The sequence below is a fragment of the Micromonospora sp. DT227 genome (assembly GCF_049841835.1).
GTDB lineage: Bacteria > Actinomycetota > Actinomycetes > Mycobacteriales > Micromonosporaceae > Micromonospora.
In genome coordinates, this window is the sequence record NZ_JBNCLA010000003.1 from 377,019 (window position 1) to 393,088 (window position 16,070).

Annotated in this window: 12 protein-coding genes; 7 read left to right on the plus strand and 5 right to left on the minus strand. The window is 74.2% G+C overall.

The window, feature by feature from the left end; all coding sequences use genetic code 11:
* Window positions 1–45: 45 nt before the first annotated feature.
* The 4 genes from chvE to ACLQ2W_RS13990 form a co-directional block, all read right to left on the minus strand.
* The gene (chvE, locus tag ACLQ2W_RS13975) at window positions 46–1,185 is read right to left on the minus strand and encodes a multiple monosaccharide ABC transporter substrate-binding protein (protein WP_425786758.1); all 1,140 of its coding nucleotides are present in this window, start codon (window positions 1,183–1,185) and stop codon (window positions 46–48) included.
* A gap of 197 nt (window positions 1,186–1,382) precedes the next feature.
* Window positions 1,383–2,708, minus strand: a complete 1,326-nt coding sequence (locus ACLQ2W_RS13980; RefSeq protein ID WP_425786759.1) for an extracellular catalytic domain type 1 short-chain-length polyhydroxyalkanoate depolymerase — start codon at window positions 2,706–2,708, stop codon at window positions 1,383–1,385.
* Between the two features lie 82 nt (window positions 2,709–2,790).
* Complete coding sequence (locus ACLQ2W_RS13985; RefSeq protein WP_425786760.1) at window positions 2,791–4,161, minus strand: endo-1,4-beta-xylanase; 1,371 nt, start codon at window positions 4,159–4,161, stop codon at window positions 2,791–2,793.
* A 188-nt stretch (window positions 4,162–4,349) separates the two neighbouring features.
* Window positions 4,350–6,227, minus strand: coding sequence for a BTAD domain-containing putative transcriptional regulator (locus ACLQ2W_RS13990; RefSeq protein ID WP_425786761.1), 1,878 nt, complete (start codon window positions 6,225–6,227; stop codon window positions 4,350–4,352).
* 137 nt (window positions 6,228–6,364) lie between these two features.
* On the opposite strand from ACLQ2W_RS13990, the gene ACLQ2W_RS13995 reads away from it, so the two are divergent.
* Complete coding sequence (locus ACLQ2W_RS13995; protein WP_425786762.1) at window positions 6,365–7,288, plus strand: hypothetical protein; 924 nt, start codon at window positions 6,365–6,367, stop codon at window positions 7,286–7,288.
* On the opposite strand, the gene ACLQ2W_RS14000 is transcribed toward ACLQ2W_RS13995, so the two are convergent.
* Window positions 7,252–9,126 carry an AfsR/SARP family transcriptional regulator gene (locus ACLQ2W_RS14000; RefSeq protein ID WP_425786763.1) on the minus strand — a complete coding sequence of 625 codons (1,875 nt, stop codon included), beginning with the start codon at window positions 9,124–9,126 and terminating at the stop codon, window positions 7,252–7,254. The two genes, ACLQ2W_RS13995 and ACLQ2W_RS14000, sit on opposite strands and share 37 nt — an antisense overlap.
* A gap of 188 nt (window positions 9,127–9,314) precedes the next feature.
* Here ACLQ2W_RS14000 and ACLQ2W_RS14005 point away from each other — a divergent pair, with 188 nt between their 5' ends.
* The 6 genes from ACLQ2W_RS14005 to ACLQ2W_RS14030 all read left to right on the plus strand — a co-directional run bounded on the left by ACLQ2W_RS14005 (window position 9,315) and on the right by ACLQ2W_RS14030 (window position 15,944).
* Complete coding sequence (locus tag ACLQ2W_RS14005; protein WP_425786764.1) at window positions 9,315–10,247, plus strand: STM4015 family protein; 933 nt, start codon at window positions 9,315–9,317, stop codon at window positions 10,245–10,247.
* A gap of 22 nt (window positions 10,248–10,269) precedes the next feature.
* Window positions 10,270–11,349, plus strand: a complete 1,080-nt coding sequence (locus tag ACLQ2W_RS14010) for an STM4014 family protein (protein ID WP_425786765.1) — start codon at window positions 10,270–10,272, stop codon at window positions 11,347–11,349.
* Window positions 11,337–12,140: an STM4013/SEN3800 family hydrolase gene (locus ACLQ2W_RS14015; protein WP_425786766.1), complete on the plus strand. Its 804-nt coding sequence runs from the start codon at window positions 11,337–11,339 to the stop codon at window positions 12,138–12,140. Before ACLQ2W_RS14010 ends, ACLQ2W_RS14015 begins: the two co-directional genes overlap by 13 nt.
* On the plus strand, window positions 12,137–13,462 hold the full coding sequence (locus ACLQ2W_RS14020; RefSeq protein WP_425786767.1) for an STM4012 family radical SAM protein: 1,326 nt from the start codon (window positions 12,137–12,139) through the stop codon (window positions 13,460–13,462). Before ACLQ2W_RS14015 ends, ACLQ2W_RS14020 begins: the two co-directional genes overlap by 4 nt.
* Window positions 13,459–14,328, plus strand: coding sequence for an STM4011 family radical SAM protein (locus ACLQ2W_RS14025; RefSeq protein WP_425786768.1), 870 nt, complete (start codon window positions 13,459–13,461; stop codon window positions 14,326–14,328). Before ACLQ2W_RS14020 ends, ACLQ2W_RS14025 begins: the two co-directional genes overlap by 4 nt.
* Before the next feature lie 158 nt (window positions 14,329–14,486).
* Window positions 14,487–15,944, plus strand: coding sequence for an arabinofuranosidase catalytic domain-containing protein (locus ACLQ2W_RS14030; protein WP_425786769.1), 1,458 nt, complete (start codon window positions 14,487–14,489; stop codon window positions 15,942–15,944).
* The last annotated feature ends 126 nt before the right edge of the window (window positions 15,945–16,070 follow it).

The window sequence follows — 16,070 nt, forward strand, 5'->3', positions numbered from 1 at the left end:
GCGGGCCCGGCGACAGGTGCGTCACCGGGCCCGCCGGAGAGCGGCTCAGCCGGCCCGGCCGGCGGCGACCTCCTGGGCGGTCAGGTAGCCGGAGTCGATCAGCGCCGACTTGATGTCGTCCTTGTAGACGGTCTGCACCGGCAGCAGGAACGCGGGCACGACCTTGACGCCGTTGTCGTACGCCTTGGTGTCGTTCGCCTTGGGCTCCTGCTTCTTGAGGAACGCCTCGGCGGCGACCACGGCCTGGTCGGCGAGCAGGCGGGTGTCCTTGAAGACGGTCGAGCTCTGCACGCCGTCGTTGATGAGCTTGACGGAGGCGACCTCGGCGTCCTGGCCGGTGATCACCGGCATCTTCTTGGCCCCGCCGCGGTAGCCGGCGTTCTGCAGGGCGGTGATGATGCCCCGGGAGATGCCGTCGAACGGCGACAGCACGCCGTCGACCTTGCTGCCGTCGTTGTAGCTGGAGGTGAGCACATCCTCCATCCGCTTCTGCGCGGTCTCCTGCTGCCAGCGCAGGATGGCGATCTGCTCGATCTTCGTCTGGCCGGACTTCACCTTCAGCGTGCCGGCGTCGAAGTACGGCTTGAGCGTGTCCATCGCGCCGTTGAAGAAGAAGTGCGCGTTGTTGTCGTCGAGCGAGCCGGCGAACAGCTCCACGTTGAACGGGCCGGTCGCGGTGCCCTTCGAGCCGTCCTTGTTCTGCAGCCCGAGGCCGACCAGCAGCGCGTTGGCCTGGGCCACGCCGACCTTGTAGTTGTCGAAGCTGACGTAGAAGTCGACGTTCGGGCTGTTGCGGATGAGCCGGTCGTAGGAGATGACCGGGATCTTCGCCGCCGCGGCGGCCTGGAGCTGACCGCTCAGCGCGGTGCCGTCGATCGGGGCGATCACCAGCACGTCCGCGCCCTGCGTGATCATCTGGTCGATCTGCTGCGACTGGGTGGGGATCTCGTCGCCGGCGTACTGCAGGTCGACCTTGTAGCCCTTGGCCTGGAGCTTCTCCTTCACCGAGTTGCCGTCGGCGATCCACCGCTCCGAGGTCTGGGTCGGCATCGAGACGCCGATGGTCAGGTCGCCGGGCTTGGCCGAGCTGGTGTCCCCGCCGCCACCCGCGCCCTCACCACTGCATGCGGCCAGGCTGACGGCGATCGCGACGCCACCGAGCGCGGCCAGAAATCGTCTGCGCACGAGCTTCCTCTCCCCTGCGTACTCACGGACCCACGGATAACCCTCCTCGGAGTGTTAACGCTCACAAGATTCACCGTCAACCGATGACGGGAAATGCGCATGTCTCGGTCTCGTAACAAGGCTCGGCTAGGGCCGGCCGGTTCGCCCGCGGTCTCCGGCGGCGCGACGACGGATCGTCGCGCCGCCGGAGACGTGCCTCAGAGGGCGGCGCAGGTCGGGGTCAGCCCCGACGCGCTGCCGGTGCCCTGGAACCCGAACTCGGTGCTCTGACCGGCCCCGAGCTGGCCGTTGTAGTCCACATTCGCGAACCGCACCGTGCCGGTGCTACCACTGGCGGTCGCACTCCACGTGTTCGTCACACTCGCCCCACCGGGCAACGTCAGACTCACCGTCCAACTCCGCGTACCGGCCGAACCCGCCGTCACCTTCACCGTCGCCACGAACCCACCGGTCCACGAGTTCAGCGACACCGACGCCGAACACGCACCCGGCACCGGCGGCGCCGGAGTCGTCGGACTCGGCGGCGGCGTGGTCGGGCTCGGCGGCGGCGTGGTCGGGCTCGGCGGCGGCGTGGTGGGGCTCGGCGGCGGGGTGGTCGCCCCGGTGCCGTCGAAGCCGAGGAACCGCACCGCCTGGGCGGCGTCGAACGGAATCGAGTGGCCGTAGCCCTGGAAGCTGATCGCCTCGACCGGCGGCGTCCCACCGGTGCCGCCGTAGCGGGTCCGGGTGGCGCTGGCCTGCGGGTAGTCCGTCATGCTCGGGGTCTGCGAGACGCCCAGCACGTTCGTCCACTGCTTGATCTGCTCGCCGAAGTTGACGTAGCTCAGCGTGGTGTCCGTGGTGCCGTGCCAGATCTGCATGCGGGGACGCCGGCCGGTGTAGCCGGGGTACGCGTTGCGGACCAGGTCACCCCACTGCTGCGGGGTCTTGGTGATCCGCCCGCCGGAGCACTCGCTGTTCCACTCCGAGCCGTTGGTGGTGGCGAAGCAGCCGAACGGCACGCCCGACGAGCTGACCCCGGCGTGGAAGACGTCCGGGTACACGCCGGCCATCACGTTGGTCATCATGGCGCCGGACGAAGCGCCGGCGACGCCGATGCGGGCCGGGTCGACCGGGTAGCGGCCCGTCACGTAGTCGATCATCGACTTGAGACCGACCGGGTCGCTGCCGCCACCGCGCCGCAGCGCCTGCGGCGACGACACGTCCCAGCACTTGCTGCTGCGGGTCACCGACGGGTAGATCACGATGAACCCGTAGCGGTCGGCCAGCGGGCTGTAGCCGGAGCCGGTGTGCATGGCCGGACCGCTGCCGGTGCAGTAGTGCAGGACCAGCAGCAGGGCCGGCCGGGCCGGGAGCCGGTCCGGCACGTACAGGTGCATCTGCAGATTTGTCGGGTTGGTGCCGAAGTTCGTCACCTGGGTGAGCGCGGCGGCGGACGCCGGGCCGGCGGCGCTGACGACGGCGACCGCCGTCGTCAGCGCCGTCGCCAGCACGGCCGCGAACAGCGCGATCTTGGCTCTCATCGACGGTTCCTCCAAGGCGGGGGGACGGGAGGGAGGCCGTCGGCCCGGCCCACGGTACGCGCGGGCCGGGCCGACGACGGGCTCAGAGGGCGGCGCAGGTCGGGGTCAGCCCCGACGCGCTGCCGGTGCCCTGGAACCCGAACTCGGTGCTCTGACCGGCCCCGAGCTGGCCGTTGTAGTCCACATTCGCGAACCGCACCGTGCCGGTGCTACCACTGGCGGTCGCACTCCACGTGTTCGTCACACTCGCCCCACCGGGCAACGTCAGACTCACCGTCCAACTCCGCGTACCGGCCGAACCCGCCGTCACCTTCACCGTCGCCACGAACCCACCGGTCCACGAGTTCAGCGACACCGACGCCGAACACGCACCCGGCACCGGCGGCGCCGGAGTCGTCGGACTCGGCGGCGGCGTGGTCGGGTTGCCCGGCGTCGTCGGCGGCGGGGTGTTGGACCCACCGGCGTTGAGCGCGTTCAGCACCGACGTGTACGCGGCCTTCTTGTTGCCGGAGCAGTCGAAGAGCAGCGCGTTGTCCGAGCCGCGCCACGAGTCGCAGTCCCGCACGCCCCACACGGTGATGCCGGTGCAGCGCGACACCGCCATGCAGGACCGGGTGACCGTGCCGAAGATGTTCGCCTGGTTGCCGCCGGTCATCACGTCCAGCTCGGTGATCTGCACGTCCACGCCGAGGTCGGCGAAGCGCTGGAGGTTGGCCTGGTAGTCGCCCGGGATCGTGGTGCCCAGGTGCGACTGGAAGCCGACGCAGTCGATCGGCACGCCCCGGGACTTGAAGTCCCGCACCATGTTGTAGACGCCCGTCGACTTCGCGTTGACCCCGTCGGTGTTGTAGTCGTTGTAGCAGAGCTTCGCGCCCGGGTCGGCGGCCCGCGCGGCCCGGAAGGCCGCCTCGATCCAGTCGTTGCCGGTGCGCTGGAGGTTGGAGTCGCGGCGCCCACCGCCGCCACCGTCGGCGAACGCCTCGTTCACCACGTCCCAGGCGTAGATCTGGCCCCGGAAGTGCGTGGCGACCTGGGTGACGTGGTTGATCGCGGCGTTGCGCAGCGCGGTGCCGGACAGGCCCTGCGCCCAGCTCGGCTGCTGCTGGTGCCAGAGCAGGGCGTGGCCGCGCACGCTCATCCCGTTGGCCCGGGCGTGGCTGACCAGCCGGTCACCACCGGTGTAGGTGAACCGCCCCTGCTGGGGCTCGGTGGCGTCCCACTTCATCTCGTTCTCGGCCACCACGGAGTTGAACTCGCGGTTCAGCACCGTCACGTACGTGTTGTCGGACAGTTTGCCGGTGGCGACCGCGGCGCCGAAGTAGCGGCCCTTCTCGGCCGCCGACGCGCCCAGGGTCGTGCCAGCGCTGGCGTGGGGCGCCAGCGCCACCGCCATGCCGGCGGCTAGCGCACCGGCCAACAGGCTGGTGGACAGCAGGGCTCTCATGGGTCTCATGCGGATTCCTCTTCCGGGTTGCAGCGGTGGTGGTGCGACGCCTCGTCCCGCCTCGACGGCGGTGCCGAGGGTCCGGCCAGCGCGGCTCGCCCGGTGAGCCTTGCGGTGCCTGTGCCCTGCCATCGACTGTGAGCGATAACATGCGGCACGTCAAGTCGCGGGCCGCAGCCGGCTGCGGCCGACGCCGGCTAGCCCGCCCCGCCCGAGGGCACCGGCGCGGCGCCGGACCGGCCCGGCTCGGCGGCGAGCAGCCGGGCGGCGAACTGGTGCACGGTGCGCAGCATCGTGTACCGGGGACGCGCCGCGTGGTGCCGGGCCGTCAACAACGACTTCGCCACCAGCGCGTCGAGCACCACCCGGGTGCCCGGTCGCCACCGGGGCGCGACGCCGCAGACCCGGTCCACCTCGTCCAGGCCGAAGAGCCGGGGCAGCCCACCGAGGCGGACGAAGCACCAGCGCTCGGCCGGCGTCAGGCAGTCGAGGCTGCGGTGCAGCGCGGCGGACAGCGACCGCCCGGACGCCGGCTGCCCGGGCCGTCGGGGCGGCTCCAGGGTGGCGAGCGGGTTGTCCAGGTGGCGCAGCAGCTCGTCCAGGGTCCGGTCGGCCATCCGTTCGGCGGCCAGCTCGACGGCGAGCGGCAGCCGGTCGACCAGGCCGCAGATGGTGGCCACCGTGCCGACCTCCTCGACCCCCAGCTCGAAGCCGGGTCGGGCCCGGGCGGCCCGGCGGGCGAACAGCTGCACGGCGGGCATGCCGCGTACCCCGTCCGGGCCGGTGGTCAGCGCCGGCAACGGCGGCAGGCGCCACACCGACTCGTAGGGCAGGCCGAGCGGCTCACGCGAGGTGACCAGCACGGTGACCCGACGCCCGGCCCGCACCACGTCGTGCACCAGGCCGGCGCAGGTGTCGGTGAGCCGGTCGACGTTGTCCAGCACCAGCAGCAGGTGCCGGTCGGCCAGCAGCCGGGCCACGGGTGCCGGGTCCGGGCCGGCCCGGCGGACGCGGCGACGGATCGCCCGCAGCGCGTCGGCCGGGGTGCGGGCGGCAGCGAGGTCGACGGTGACGACGCCGTCGGCGTACCCCTCGCCGACCCGCTGCGCGACGGCGGCGGCGAGCGCCGACTTGCCCCCGCCCGCCGGCCCGGCCACGGTGACCACCCGCTGCTCGGCGAGCAGGTCGGACAAGGCGGCGAGGTCGGCCTCCCGGCCGATCAGGTCCGCGTCGTCCCGGGCCGGGTCCGGTCCGGACGGTCTCCCGCCGGTCGCGCCGCGGGCCGGCGGAGGCGTCCCGGGTCGGCGCGGCGCGGGACCGCGTCGCAGCTCACGGCCGGCGGCGGCCAGTTCCGGACCGGGCTCGATGCCCAGTTCGGCGGTGAGCCGGGCGGTGATCTCGGCGAGCCGGTCCCGGGCGGTCGCCCGCCGGCCGGTCCGCGCCAACACGCTGACGTGCCCGGCCTGCACGGCCTCGTGCAGCGGCTCGGCGGCGGCGAGCCGTGCCGCGACGGCCAGCACCTCGTCCGGCCGGTCGAGGTCCAGACCGAGACGGACCAGATCGAGGCCGGCATTGACCCATTCCCGGCGGAGCGCGGCGACCGTCTCCGACCCCGGCAGCAGCGCGCGCAGGTCGGTCAGGTCGGGATCGGACCAGCCCGCGACCGCGGCGGTCAGCAGCGCGAACGCGGTCGTCCGGTGGGCTCGGCGCGCCAGGACGCGGGCCGCCTCGGTGAGCCGCCGGAACCGGGGCAGGTCGACCTGGTCCGGGTGGAGCTGGAGGCGGTACGCCCGGGGCGCGGAGACGATCACGTTGGTACGGGCGTGCCGGGGCGACGCCGGCTCCAACACGCGCCGCAACCGCGCCACGTAGGTGTGCAGCAGACGGCTCCCGCTGGGCGGCAGACGGTCGCCCCACAACGACCGGGCGAGCGTCTCGATCGGGAGGTTCTCCCCGACGTGCAGGGCCAGCAACGCCAGCAACGCGCGCTGCTTCGACGGACCGAGCGCCACCGGCGTGCCGCCGTCGTGGACCCGGACCGCGCCGAGCACGGTGACGGAGAAGTGACGTCCCACGGACCGGTGATTCCCTCCCCTGACCGCTCCCTGTCTGCGCGTCAAGAATGCTGCATACCGCTCGTGCGACGCTTCTTCGTGTTTGCCGGCCCGGCGCGGAACTTTCGGCCCGGACGCGGACCAGGGGAGGATCGTCGATGACCACGCTCGCCAGACCCACCGCCAACCGCCCGCTCACCCACCACCGCCGCCCGATCGCCGCGCTGGTGGCCGTGGCCGGGGGCCTGCTGCTCGCCATGCTCTGGTCGTTCGAGCTGGTCGACCACGTGATCGGTGACTCCGTCGCCAACTCCGTGCTCGGCACCGACGCCAAGCAGACCGTGATCGGCGGGTCCGCGGCCGGCGCCCTGTTCGCCTTCGTCTCCGGCTTCGCCGGCACGTTCACCGCCTGCAACATCGCCGTGTTCGGCGCGCTGCCGGACGTCGCCGGCCGGGCCGACGGGTCACGCCGGGGGCGCGTCGCCGCCGTGCTGGCGCCGCTGGGCTGGCTGGCGCTCGGGCTGGTGGCGGTGGCCGCGGTGTACGGCTTCGTGGCCGTGCTGATCGGGTCCCGGCTCCCCCAGCTCTCCACGGCCACCGTCGGCTCCGGCTTCCCGGTCCGGCTGGTGCAGGCGTCGGTGGTGTTCGGGCTGATCGGGCTGGCGTTCGCCGCGCTCGGCCTGGCGGCGCTGGGGCTGCTCCCCGACCCGTTCGCCAACCGGCCCACGGCCCGCCTGGTGACGCTCGGCGCCCTGGTCGGCGGCTTCCTGGTCGGGCGGCCGTACCCGCTGTTCCACAAGCTGCTGGAGCAGGCGGTGGACAGTCACAACCCGTTCTACGGCGCGCTGGCGCTCGTCCTCCAGTCGCTCGGCAACATCCTGGTGATGGTCGTGCTGGCGCTGCTGCTGGTGCTGGGCACGCGCGGCGGCGTACAGCGGTGGTTGTCCCGGCCCGGCCGGGCCGGCCTGCTGGTCGGCGTCGCGCTGCTGGTGCTCGGCGCGTTCCTGGTCTTCTACTGGGACGTGCGGCTGCCCGCCAAGTTCGGCTACGGCTGGTTCCCGACCATGCCCTGGAACGCCTGACCGTCGTCCCCGTCGCGCTCACCGGCTGCGGCCACCGCCACGGTGCGCAGCAGCCGGTAGCGGGCGCCGTCCGGGCCGGCGTCCGGCTCCAGCAGGCACTCGTCGGCCAACCGGTCGAGCACGTCGCGCACCTCGCCGTCCGGGACGATGCCGGCGCAGCGCGCGACCGCGTCGTCCGGGGAGAAGCACAGCTCCCCCCGGGCCAACCGGGCCAGGCACGCCCGGTCGGCCGGTCGCAGCGGGGCCAGGCTGCGCCGCAGCGCCGAGGTGAGTGACCGGTGGTGCCGCGGGTGTCCCCGCCGCCGCGGTCGCAGCAGGTGGAGCGGGTCGGCGACCCGCCGGAGCACGCCGTCGAGACTGTCGGTGTAGAGGCAGGCGGCGGCGAGTTCCAGGGCCAGCGGCAGCCCGTCCAGCTCGCGGCAGATCCGGGCCACCGTGGGAGCGTCGGCCGGCGACAGGCGGAAACCGGGGCGGACCAGCCGGGCCCGGTCGACGAAGAGGCGCACCGCCGGATTCGCGGCCAGCGTCTCCACGTCCGCCGGCCCGGGGACCGGCAGCGGGCCGAGCCGGAACACCGCCTCGCGGGCCGGCCCGGGCCGGCGGCGGGACGTGACCAGCACGGCCGTGCGGGGGCAGCGGTGCCGCACGTACTCGATCATCTCCGCGGCGCGCCCGGCCAGGTGCTCGACGTCGTTGAGCACCAGCAGCATCCGACGCTCCGCCACGACGCGCAGCGGATCGGCGGTGGCCGCCAGCCCCAGCGTCTCGGCGAGCAGGCGCAGCACCGCGCCGCAGTCCGGGGCCTCGGCCGCGTCCACGGCGGCGACGCCGTCCGGGAACACGGCGGCGACCCGTTCGGCGACCGCCAGGCCGGTGGCGGACTTGCCGCAGCCGGCCGGGCCGACGATGGTCACGTGCCGGTGCGCCACCAGCAGCGTGGCGCAGTGCGCGACCTCGGCGTCACGGCCGATCAGCGTGCCGACGGCCGGCCCCGGCCCGCGCCAACCGGGCGGCCGTGCGGTCCGCGGCCGGGCCGGGGCGCCCGACGCCGCCAGGGCCGGTGCGTCCCCGGCGCGCAGCAACGCGGCGTGGATGCGGCGCAGTTCCGGTCCGGGCTCCACGTCCAGCTCGGCGCGGAGCCGGGCCCGGACGTCGAGGTAGTGGTGCACGGCGGCGGCGCGCTGGCCGCTGCCCGCGAGCACCTCCAGGTAGCGGGCCTGCACCGCCTCCTGCAACGGCTCGGCGGCGGCGAGCCGCTCGACCACCGGCACCACCTGCGAGGTCTGGCCCAGGGCGACCGCCACCGAGGCGTACAGCAGGCCGGCGTCGACCCAGGCGGTACGCAGCGCGGTGACGTGCCGCGGGCCGGCCAGCAGCCCGGTGAGGTGGGTGAGCGTCGGGTCCCGCCACAGGTCCAGCGCGGTGGCGAGCAGTTCGAACGCGTCGTCGAGCGCGCCGGCCGCCCGCCGACTGCGGGCCTGGCCGAGCAGCGTGCGGAACAGGCACGCGTCGACGTCCTCCGGGGGGACGTCGAGCCGGTAGCCGCCGGGCACCGACGCGATGACGTTGGTGCGGGCCCGGGGCGCGGTGTCGGGCTCCAGCACCTGGCGCAGCCGGGCGACGTACGTCCGGATGAGGTGTGCGCCGCTGTCCGGCGCGTCGTCGCCCCAGAGCGCCTCGGTGAGCGCGCCCAGCAGGACCGGCTGCCGGGGGTGCAGGGCGAGGTAGCCCAGGACCGCACGTTGCCGGGCGGGACCCAACGGGATCTCCACCGGGCCGCGGAGCGCGGCGACCGGACCCAGCACCCTGATCCGGACCGGGTCCACGGCAGCGGCCATGTGCGCCTCCCCCCACCGGGAGGCTAGGTGACCGACAGACGACTGTCCATGACGGAGCGCCACTCGTCGATGACCCACCGCACAAGCTGGCCGGCATTGCGCACGGCAGGAGTCCCGCCGCCCCGGGTCGTGTCGGGGCCGCCTGTTACGGTTCCGCCGCCCTTGCCGCTGCCGCACCGGAGGTTGGTGTGATCAATTCGCACGTCTCGTCGTTCGCCGGGTTGCCGGTCCTGCCGTTCACACCGGGAATGGCGCTGCCGGCGGATCCGTCCGCCGTGGCCTGGCGGTTGGAGGTCGAGGAGTTCGACGCCGACCCGACCGAGTTCGCCGGTCTGGTCCGCGCCCTGCTCGACGAGGTGCCGGCCGAGGCGGTACGCGCCGTGGTGGTGGGCGAGTGGGGCGAGGCGTACGAGCGTCCGCTGCCGGTCGACCTGCTGGTCGACGCCGCGTCGAAGTGGACCGGGCTGCGGGCGGTGTTCCTGGCCGACCTGGTCGGCGAGCAGTGCGAGATCTCCTGGCTGACCCACGGCGACGTCACGCCGCTGCTGGCCGCGTGTCCGGCGCTGGAGGTGCTGTGGATCCGCGGCGCGCAGGGGCTGCGGCTGGAGCCGGTCCGGCACACCGCGCTGCGCGAGCTGCGGATCGAGTCCGGCGGCCTGCCGGCCGAGGTGGTGCGCGCGGTCGCGGCGTGCGACCTGCCGGCGCTGCACCGGCTGGACCTGTGGCTCGGCGTCGCCGACTACGGCGGCGACGCCACCGTGGACGACCTGGCCGCGGTGCTGGCCGGCGACCGGCTGCCGGCGGTGCGGCACCTCGGGCTCTGCAACGCGGAGCACGCCGACACGATCGCCGCGGCGGTCGCCGACGCGCCGGTCGTCGGCCGGCTGGAGGTCCTCGACCTGTCCATGGGCGTGCTCGGCGACGCCGGCGCGACGGCGCTGCTGGCCGGGCAGCCGCTGACCCACCTGCGCCGGCTCGACCTGCACCACCACTTCCTGTCCGAGGAGGTGGCCGCGTCGGTGGTCGCCGCGCTGCCCGGCGTCGAGGTCGACGTCTCCGACCCGCAGACCGCCGACACGTACGACGGCCGGCCCTACTACTACACCGCGGTCGGGGAGTGACCGGCGGCGGTGGCGTGCTGACATGCGACTGACCGTGGTGGGCAATCCCGCGAACCGCCGGGTGGCGCTGTTCACCCGCGCGGTGCGCGCCGCGGGGCTGCCCGCCCCCGCCGTCCTGCCCTGGGCGGACGTGCTGACCGGGGCCGTCCCGCCGCCGGCCGGCGCGCTGGTGCGGGTCGACTCCCCGGGCGAGGATCCGCACGTCGACCGGCTGCTGCGACGGTCGGCCACCGCCGCCCGGCACGGCGAGCTGATCGGCCTCGCCGACGCGTACGCCGGTCTGGTGGCCGGGCTCGACCGGGTCGCCGCCGGCGGCGCGGAGCTGCTGAACCCACCGGCGGACGTCGCGGTGCTCTGCGACAAGCGGCGCTGCCACGCGGTGCTGTCGGCGGCCGGCGTGCCGGTGCCGGACGCGCTGCCGCCGATCGGCGGCCATGCCGCGCTGCGCGAGGCGATGGCGGCGGCCGGGTGGCGCCGGGTGTTCGTCAAGCCGGCGCACGGGTCGTCCGCCGCCGGGGTGCTCGCGCTCGCGGTCGGTCCGCGCGGCGTGCGGGCCGACACCACCGTCGAGCCCACCCAGGACGGGTTGTTCAACTCGCTGCGGGTCCGCCGGCACACCGACGAGGCGACGATCGCCGCGATCGTCGACCGGCTGGCCCCGGACGGCCTGCACGTCGAACGGTGGCTGCCCAAGGCCGGCCTGCGGGACCGGGTGGTCGACGTGCGGGTGCTGGTGGTCGCCGGCCGGCCGACGCACGCGGTGGTGCGCGCCGCCCGGGGCCCGCTGACCAACCTGCACCTCGGCAACGCCCGGGGCGACCTGGCCGAGCTGCGCGCCGCGGCCGGCCCGGCGGGCTGGTCGGCGGCGATGGAGACCTGCGAGCGCGTCGCCGCCTGCTTCGCCGGCTCGCTGCACGTCGGCGTCGACCTGATGTTCCTGACCGGGTGGCGCCGGCACGCGGTCGCCGAGGTGAACGCGTTCGGCGACCTGCTGCCCGGCGTGCTGACCGAGGGCCGCGACAGCTACGCCGAACAGGTGCACGCGCTGACCACCGGCCGGTGGCGGCGGTGGCGGGCGGAGGTGGCCGCATGCGCGGCCTGATCGGCAGCCACGACCTGCTCCTGGTCACGCTTGACACGTTGCGCCACGACGTGGCCGCCGAGCTGGTCGCGGCGGGGCGGACGCCGCGGCTGGCCCGGGCGCTTCCCGGCGGCCGGTGGGAGCGCCGGCACTCCCCCTCCAGCTTCACCTACGCCGCCCACCACGCGTTCTTCGCCGGCTTCCTGCCCACGCCGACCACGCCGGGGCCGCACGAGCGGCGGTTCGCGGCGGCGTTCCCGGGCAGCGAGACGGCCGGTGCGGACACCTGGGTGTTCGACGCCCCGGACCTGCCCAACGCGCTCGCCGCGGCCGGGTACCACACGCTCTGCCTGGGCGGGGTCGGTTTCTTCAACCGGCGTACCCCGCTCGGCGCGGTGCTGCCCGGCCTGTTCGCCGAGGCGCACTGGGAGCCGGAGTTCGGCGTCACGTCCCCCACCTGCCTGGACGCCCAGCTCGACCGGCTGGCCGAGGTGCTGGCCCGGGTGCCGACGGCCCGGCCGTTGTTCACCTTCCTCAACGTCGCCGCGCTGCACCAGCCGAACCGGCACCACCTGCCCGGCGCCGAGACCGACAGCCGGGCCAGCCACGCCGCCGCGCTGGAGTACGTCGACGGCCGGATCGACCGGCTGTTCCGGCTGGTCACCGGTCGCGGCCGGCCGGTGTTCACGATCATCTGCTCCGATCACGGCACCGCCTACGGGGAGGACGGCCACACCGGCCACCGGATCGGCCACGACGTGGTGTGGACCGTCCCCTATGCCGACTTCACCCTGCACCCGGGAGAATGGTGACCAGCACCGAACCGAGCCTCGACGGCTCCGCCTACCAGCAGTATCTCTACGCGTACCCGCACAAGACCTCCTACCGGGCGCTGCGGCCCCGGCCCCGGCTGGCCGACGTGTGGCGCGCCGAGGCGCGGGACGCGCTCTTCCTCTACCTGCACGTGCCGTTCTGTGAGATGCGGTGCGGCTTCTGCAACCTGTTCACCCGCGCCAACGCGCCAGCCGAGCAGGTCACCGCGTACCTGCGGCAGGTGCGCCGGCAGGCCGGGCGGGTCGCCGAGGCGCTCGGCGCGGACGCCGGGTTCGCCCGCGCCGCGTTCGGCGGCGGCACCCCGACCTACCTCACCGCCGACGAGCTGACCGCGCTGTTCGCCGTCGCCACCGAGACGCTCGGCGCGCGCCTGCCGGGCGTACCGCTGTCGGTGGAGACCTCGCCGGCCACCGCGACGCCGGACCGGCTCGCGGTGCTCGCCGCGCACGGCACCACCCGGGTGAGCATCGGCGTGCAGAGCTTCCTCGACGTCGAGGCCCGCGCCGCCGGCCGGCCGCAACGCCGCGCCGAGGTGGAGGCCGCGCTGGCCGCGATCCGGGACGCGCGGATCCCGTCGCTGAACATCGACCTGATCTACGGCATCGACGGCCAGACCGCCGACACGTGGCGGCAGAGCCTGGACGCGGCGCTGGCCTGGCGGCCGGAGGAGCTGTTCCTCTACCCGCTCTACGTCCGGCCGCTGACCGGGCTCGGGCGGCGGACGCACGCCCGCGCCGACTGGGACGCCCAGCGCCTCGCGCTCTACCGGCAGGCGGTGGAGACGCTCGGCGCGGCCGGCTACCGGCAGGAGTCGATGCGCCAGTTCCGCCGGGCCGACGCGCCGGCGGCCGACGGTCCGGGCTACTGCTGCCAGGACGACGGCATGGTCGGGCTGGGCTGCGGCGCCCGCTCCTACACCACCGCGTTGCACTACTCCTTCGACTACGCGGTGAGCGTCACGCAGGTGCGCGCGGTGCTCGACGACTACCTCGGCCGTCAGGCCGACGACTTCGCGTACGCCGAGTTCGGTTTCCGGCTGGACGACGCGGAGCAGCGTCGCCGCTGGCTGCTCACGTCGCTGCTGCGCGCCGACGGGGTGGACGCGGACGCCTACCGGGCCCGCTTCGGGCGGCGGCCGGTCGACGACTTCCCGCAGCTCGGCCGGCTCGTCGAGCGGGGCTGGGCCACCGACGGCGGGCTGCGGCTCACCGCGGCCGGGCTGGCCCGCTCCGACGCCGTCGGCCCGTGGTTGACCTCCGCCGAGGTCCGACACGCGATGACCGGGTACGCGTTGCGATGACGCTGTCGATCCTCTACCGCGGTCCGCTGGCGAGCTGCAACTACGACTGTCCCTACTGTCCGTTCGCCAAGCGGCGCGACCCGCCGGAGCTGCTGCGCGCCGACCGGGCGGCGCTGGCCCGGTTCACCGACTGGGTCACGGCGACCACCGACGTGCGGCTGTCGGTGCTGTTCACGCCGTGGGGCGAGGCGCTGACCCGGCGCTGGTACCGGGACGCGATGGTGTCGCTGTCGCACCTGCCGCACGTCGACCGCGTGGTGGTGCAGACCAATCTCGCCGCCCGCGTCGACTGGCTGGCCGACGCCGACCCGGGCTCGGCCGCGCTCTGGACGACCTACCATCCGGGGCAGGTCGAGCGGGCGCGGTTCCTGGGCCGCTGCGCGCGCCTGACCGAGCTGGGCATCCGGTACTCGGTGGGGGTGGTCGGCCTGCCCGAACACCTCGACGAGGCGCGGGCGCTGCGGGCCGCGTTGCCGCCGGCCGTCTACCTGTGGGTCAACGCGGCCGAAGGTCGCCGTTACGACGCCGAGGAGGAGGCGACCTGGACCGCGCTGGACCCGCACTTCGGCTACAGCGTCCGGCCGCACCTGTCGCTCGGGCGGCCGTGCCACGCCGGGGAGACCGCCGTCTCGGTGCTGGGCGACGGCACGGTCCGCCGGTGCCACTTCATCCCCACCCCGATCGGCAACCTCTACGACGGCTCGTGGCGGGCCGCGTTGAAGCCCCGCGGGTGCGAGACCGCGGTCTGCGACTGCCACATCGGGTACGTCCACCTCAAGCCGCTCGGCCTGCGGGAGGTCTTCGCCGGTGGGGTGCTGGAGCGGATCCCGGCCGGCTGGCCGCCGCCGGCCTCGACGCCGCGCTGACGGTTGGTCGAAACGGTCCCGCCCATTGACAGACGTCGAATGTTAACGCAAACATTGACCGATGCCTCTTCATGAGGCACCGGGAGCTGGGCACACCTCGCACCGCCGCCGGTCCAGGGCAGGCCGTCGCCACCCCACTCACGGACCGGGAGGTCCCCGTGCGACTCACGCACCATCCCCGCCACCGGGCGGCGTTGATCGCCGCCGCCACCACACTCACGCTCACCACCGCCGGCCTCACCGCCACCCAACTGCCCGCCTCGGCCGCCACCGGCTGCGCGGTCAGCTACACCGTCTCCTCGTCCTGGTCCGGTGGCTTCGGCGCGAACGTCTCCGTCACCAACCTCGGCGACCCGGTCAGCAACTGGCGGCTGACCTGGTCGTTCGGCGCCGGCCAGACCGTCACCCAGTACTGGAACGCCACCATCACCCAGACCGGCGCCGCCGTCACCGCCGCCAACGTCTCCTACAACGGCGCCATCCCCACCGGCGGCAGCACCAGCTTCGGCTTCAACGGATCGTGGACCGGCAGCAACCCCGCCCCCACCAGCTTCGCGCTCAACGGCACCACCTGCACCGGCGGCGTCAGCACGCCGCCCACGACGACGCCGCCGACGAGCACGCCACCCACCACGCCGCCACCGAGCACCCCGCCACCGGGCGGCGACGGGACGTGTGACATCTACGCGGCCGGCGGCACCCCGTGCGTCGCCGCGCACAGCACCACCCGGGCGCTGTTCCGCGCCTACAGCGGGCGGCTCTACCAGGTGCGCCGCGCCTCCGACAACACCACCCGCGACATCTCCACGCTCAGCCCGGGCGGGCCCGCCAACGCCGCCGCGCAGGACTCGTTCTGCGCCAACACCACCTGCGTCATCACCTGGATCTACGACCAGACGACGCGGGGCAACAACCTCGGCTACCAGGGCGCCGGCGGCATCGGCGGCGCGGTGCAACCGGCCGTGGCGAACCGCGAGGCGATCACGGTCGGCGGCGCGAAGGCGTACTCGCTGTTCATCCCCGGCAACAGCAGCTACTGGCGCGACGGCCACCTGACCGGCGTACCGACCGGCAGCGCGCCCGAGGGCATGTACATGGTCACCAGCGGCACGCACGTCAACAGCGGCTGCTGCTTCGACTACGGCAACAGCGAGACCACCCGCCGGGCCGACGGCGCCGGCGCGATGGACGCGATCTACTTCGGCACCAGTTGCTGGTTCGGCGGCTGCTCCGGCAGCGGCCCCTGGGTCCAGGCCGACCTGGAGTGGGGCCTCTACCCCGGCGGCAGCCAGACCTGGAACCCCAACCAGCGCGCCTTCACCAGCAAGTTCGTCACCGCCACGCTGAAGAACAACGGCACCTCACGGTTCGCCATCAAGGGCAGCAACGCCCAGTCCGGCAACCTCTACACGCTCTACGACGGGTCGCTGCCCCCCGGCTACAGCCCGATGAAGAAGCAGGGCGCGATCATCCTGGGCAGCGGCGGCGACTGCTGCATCGACAACAGGAACCAGAGCGTCGGCACGTTCTACGAGGGGGCCATGGTGGCCGGCTACCCCTCGGACGCGACGGAGAACGCGGTCCAGGCCAACGTCGTGGCCGCCGGCTACCGCTGAGCCGATCCGGCCGCCGCCCGGTCCCACGGGGCGGCGGCCGGATCACGGGCGGACCCGGTCGCCGTGGACGGGACGCCGCACGCCGGGCGGGCGCGGGACGGACGGTAGGCTGCGGGCGGTCATCGG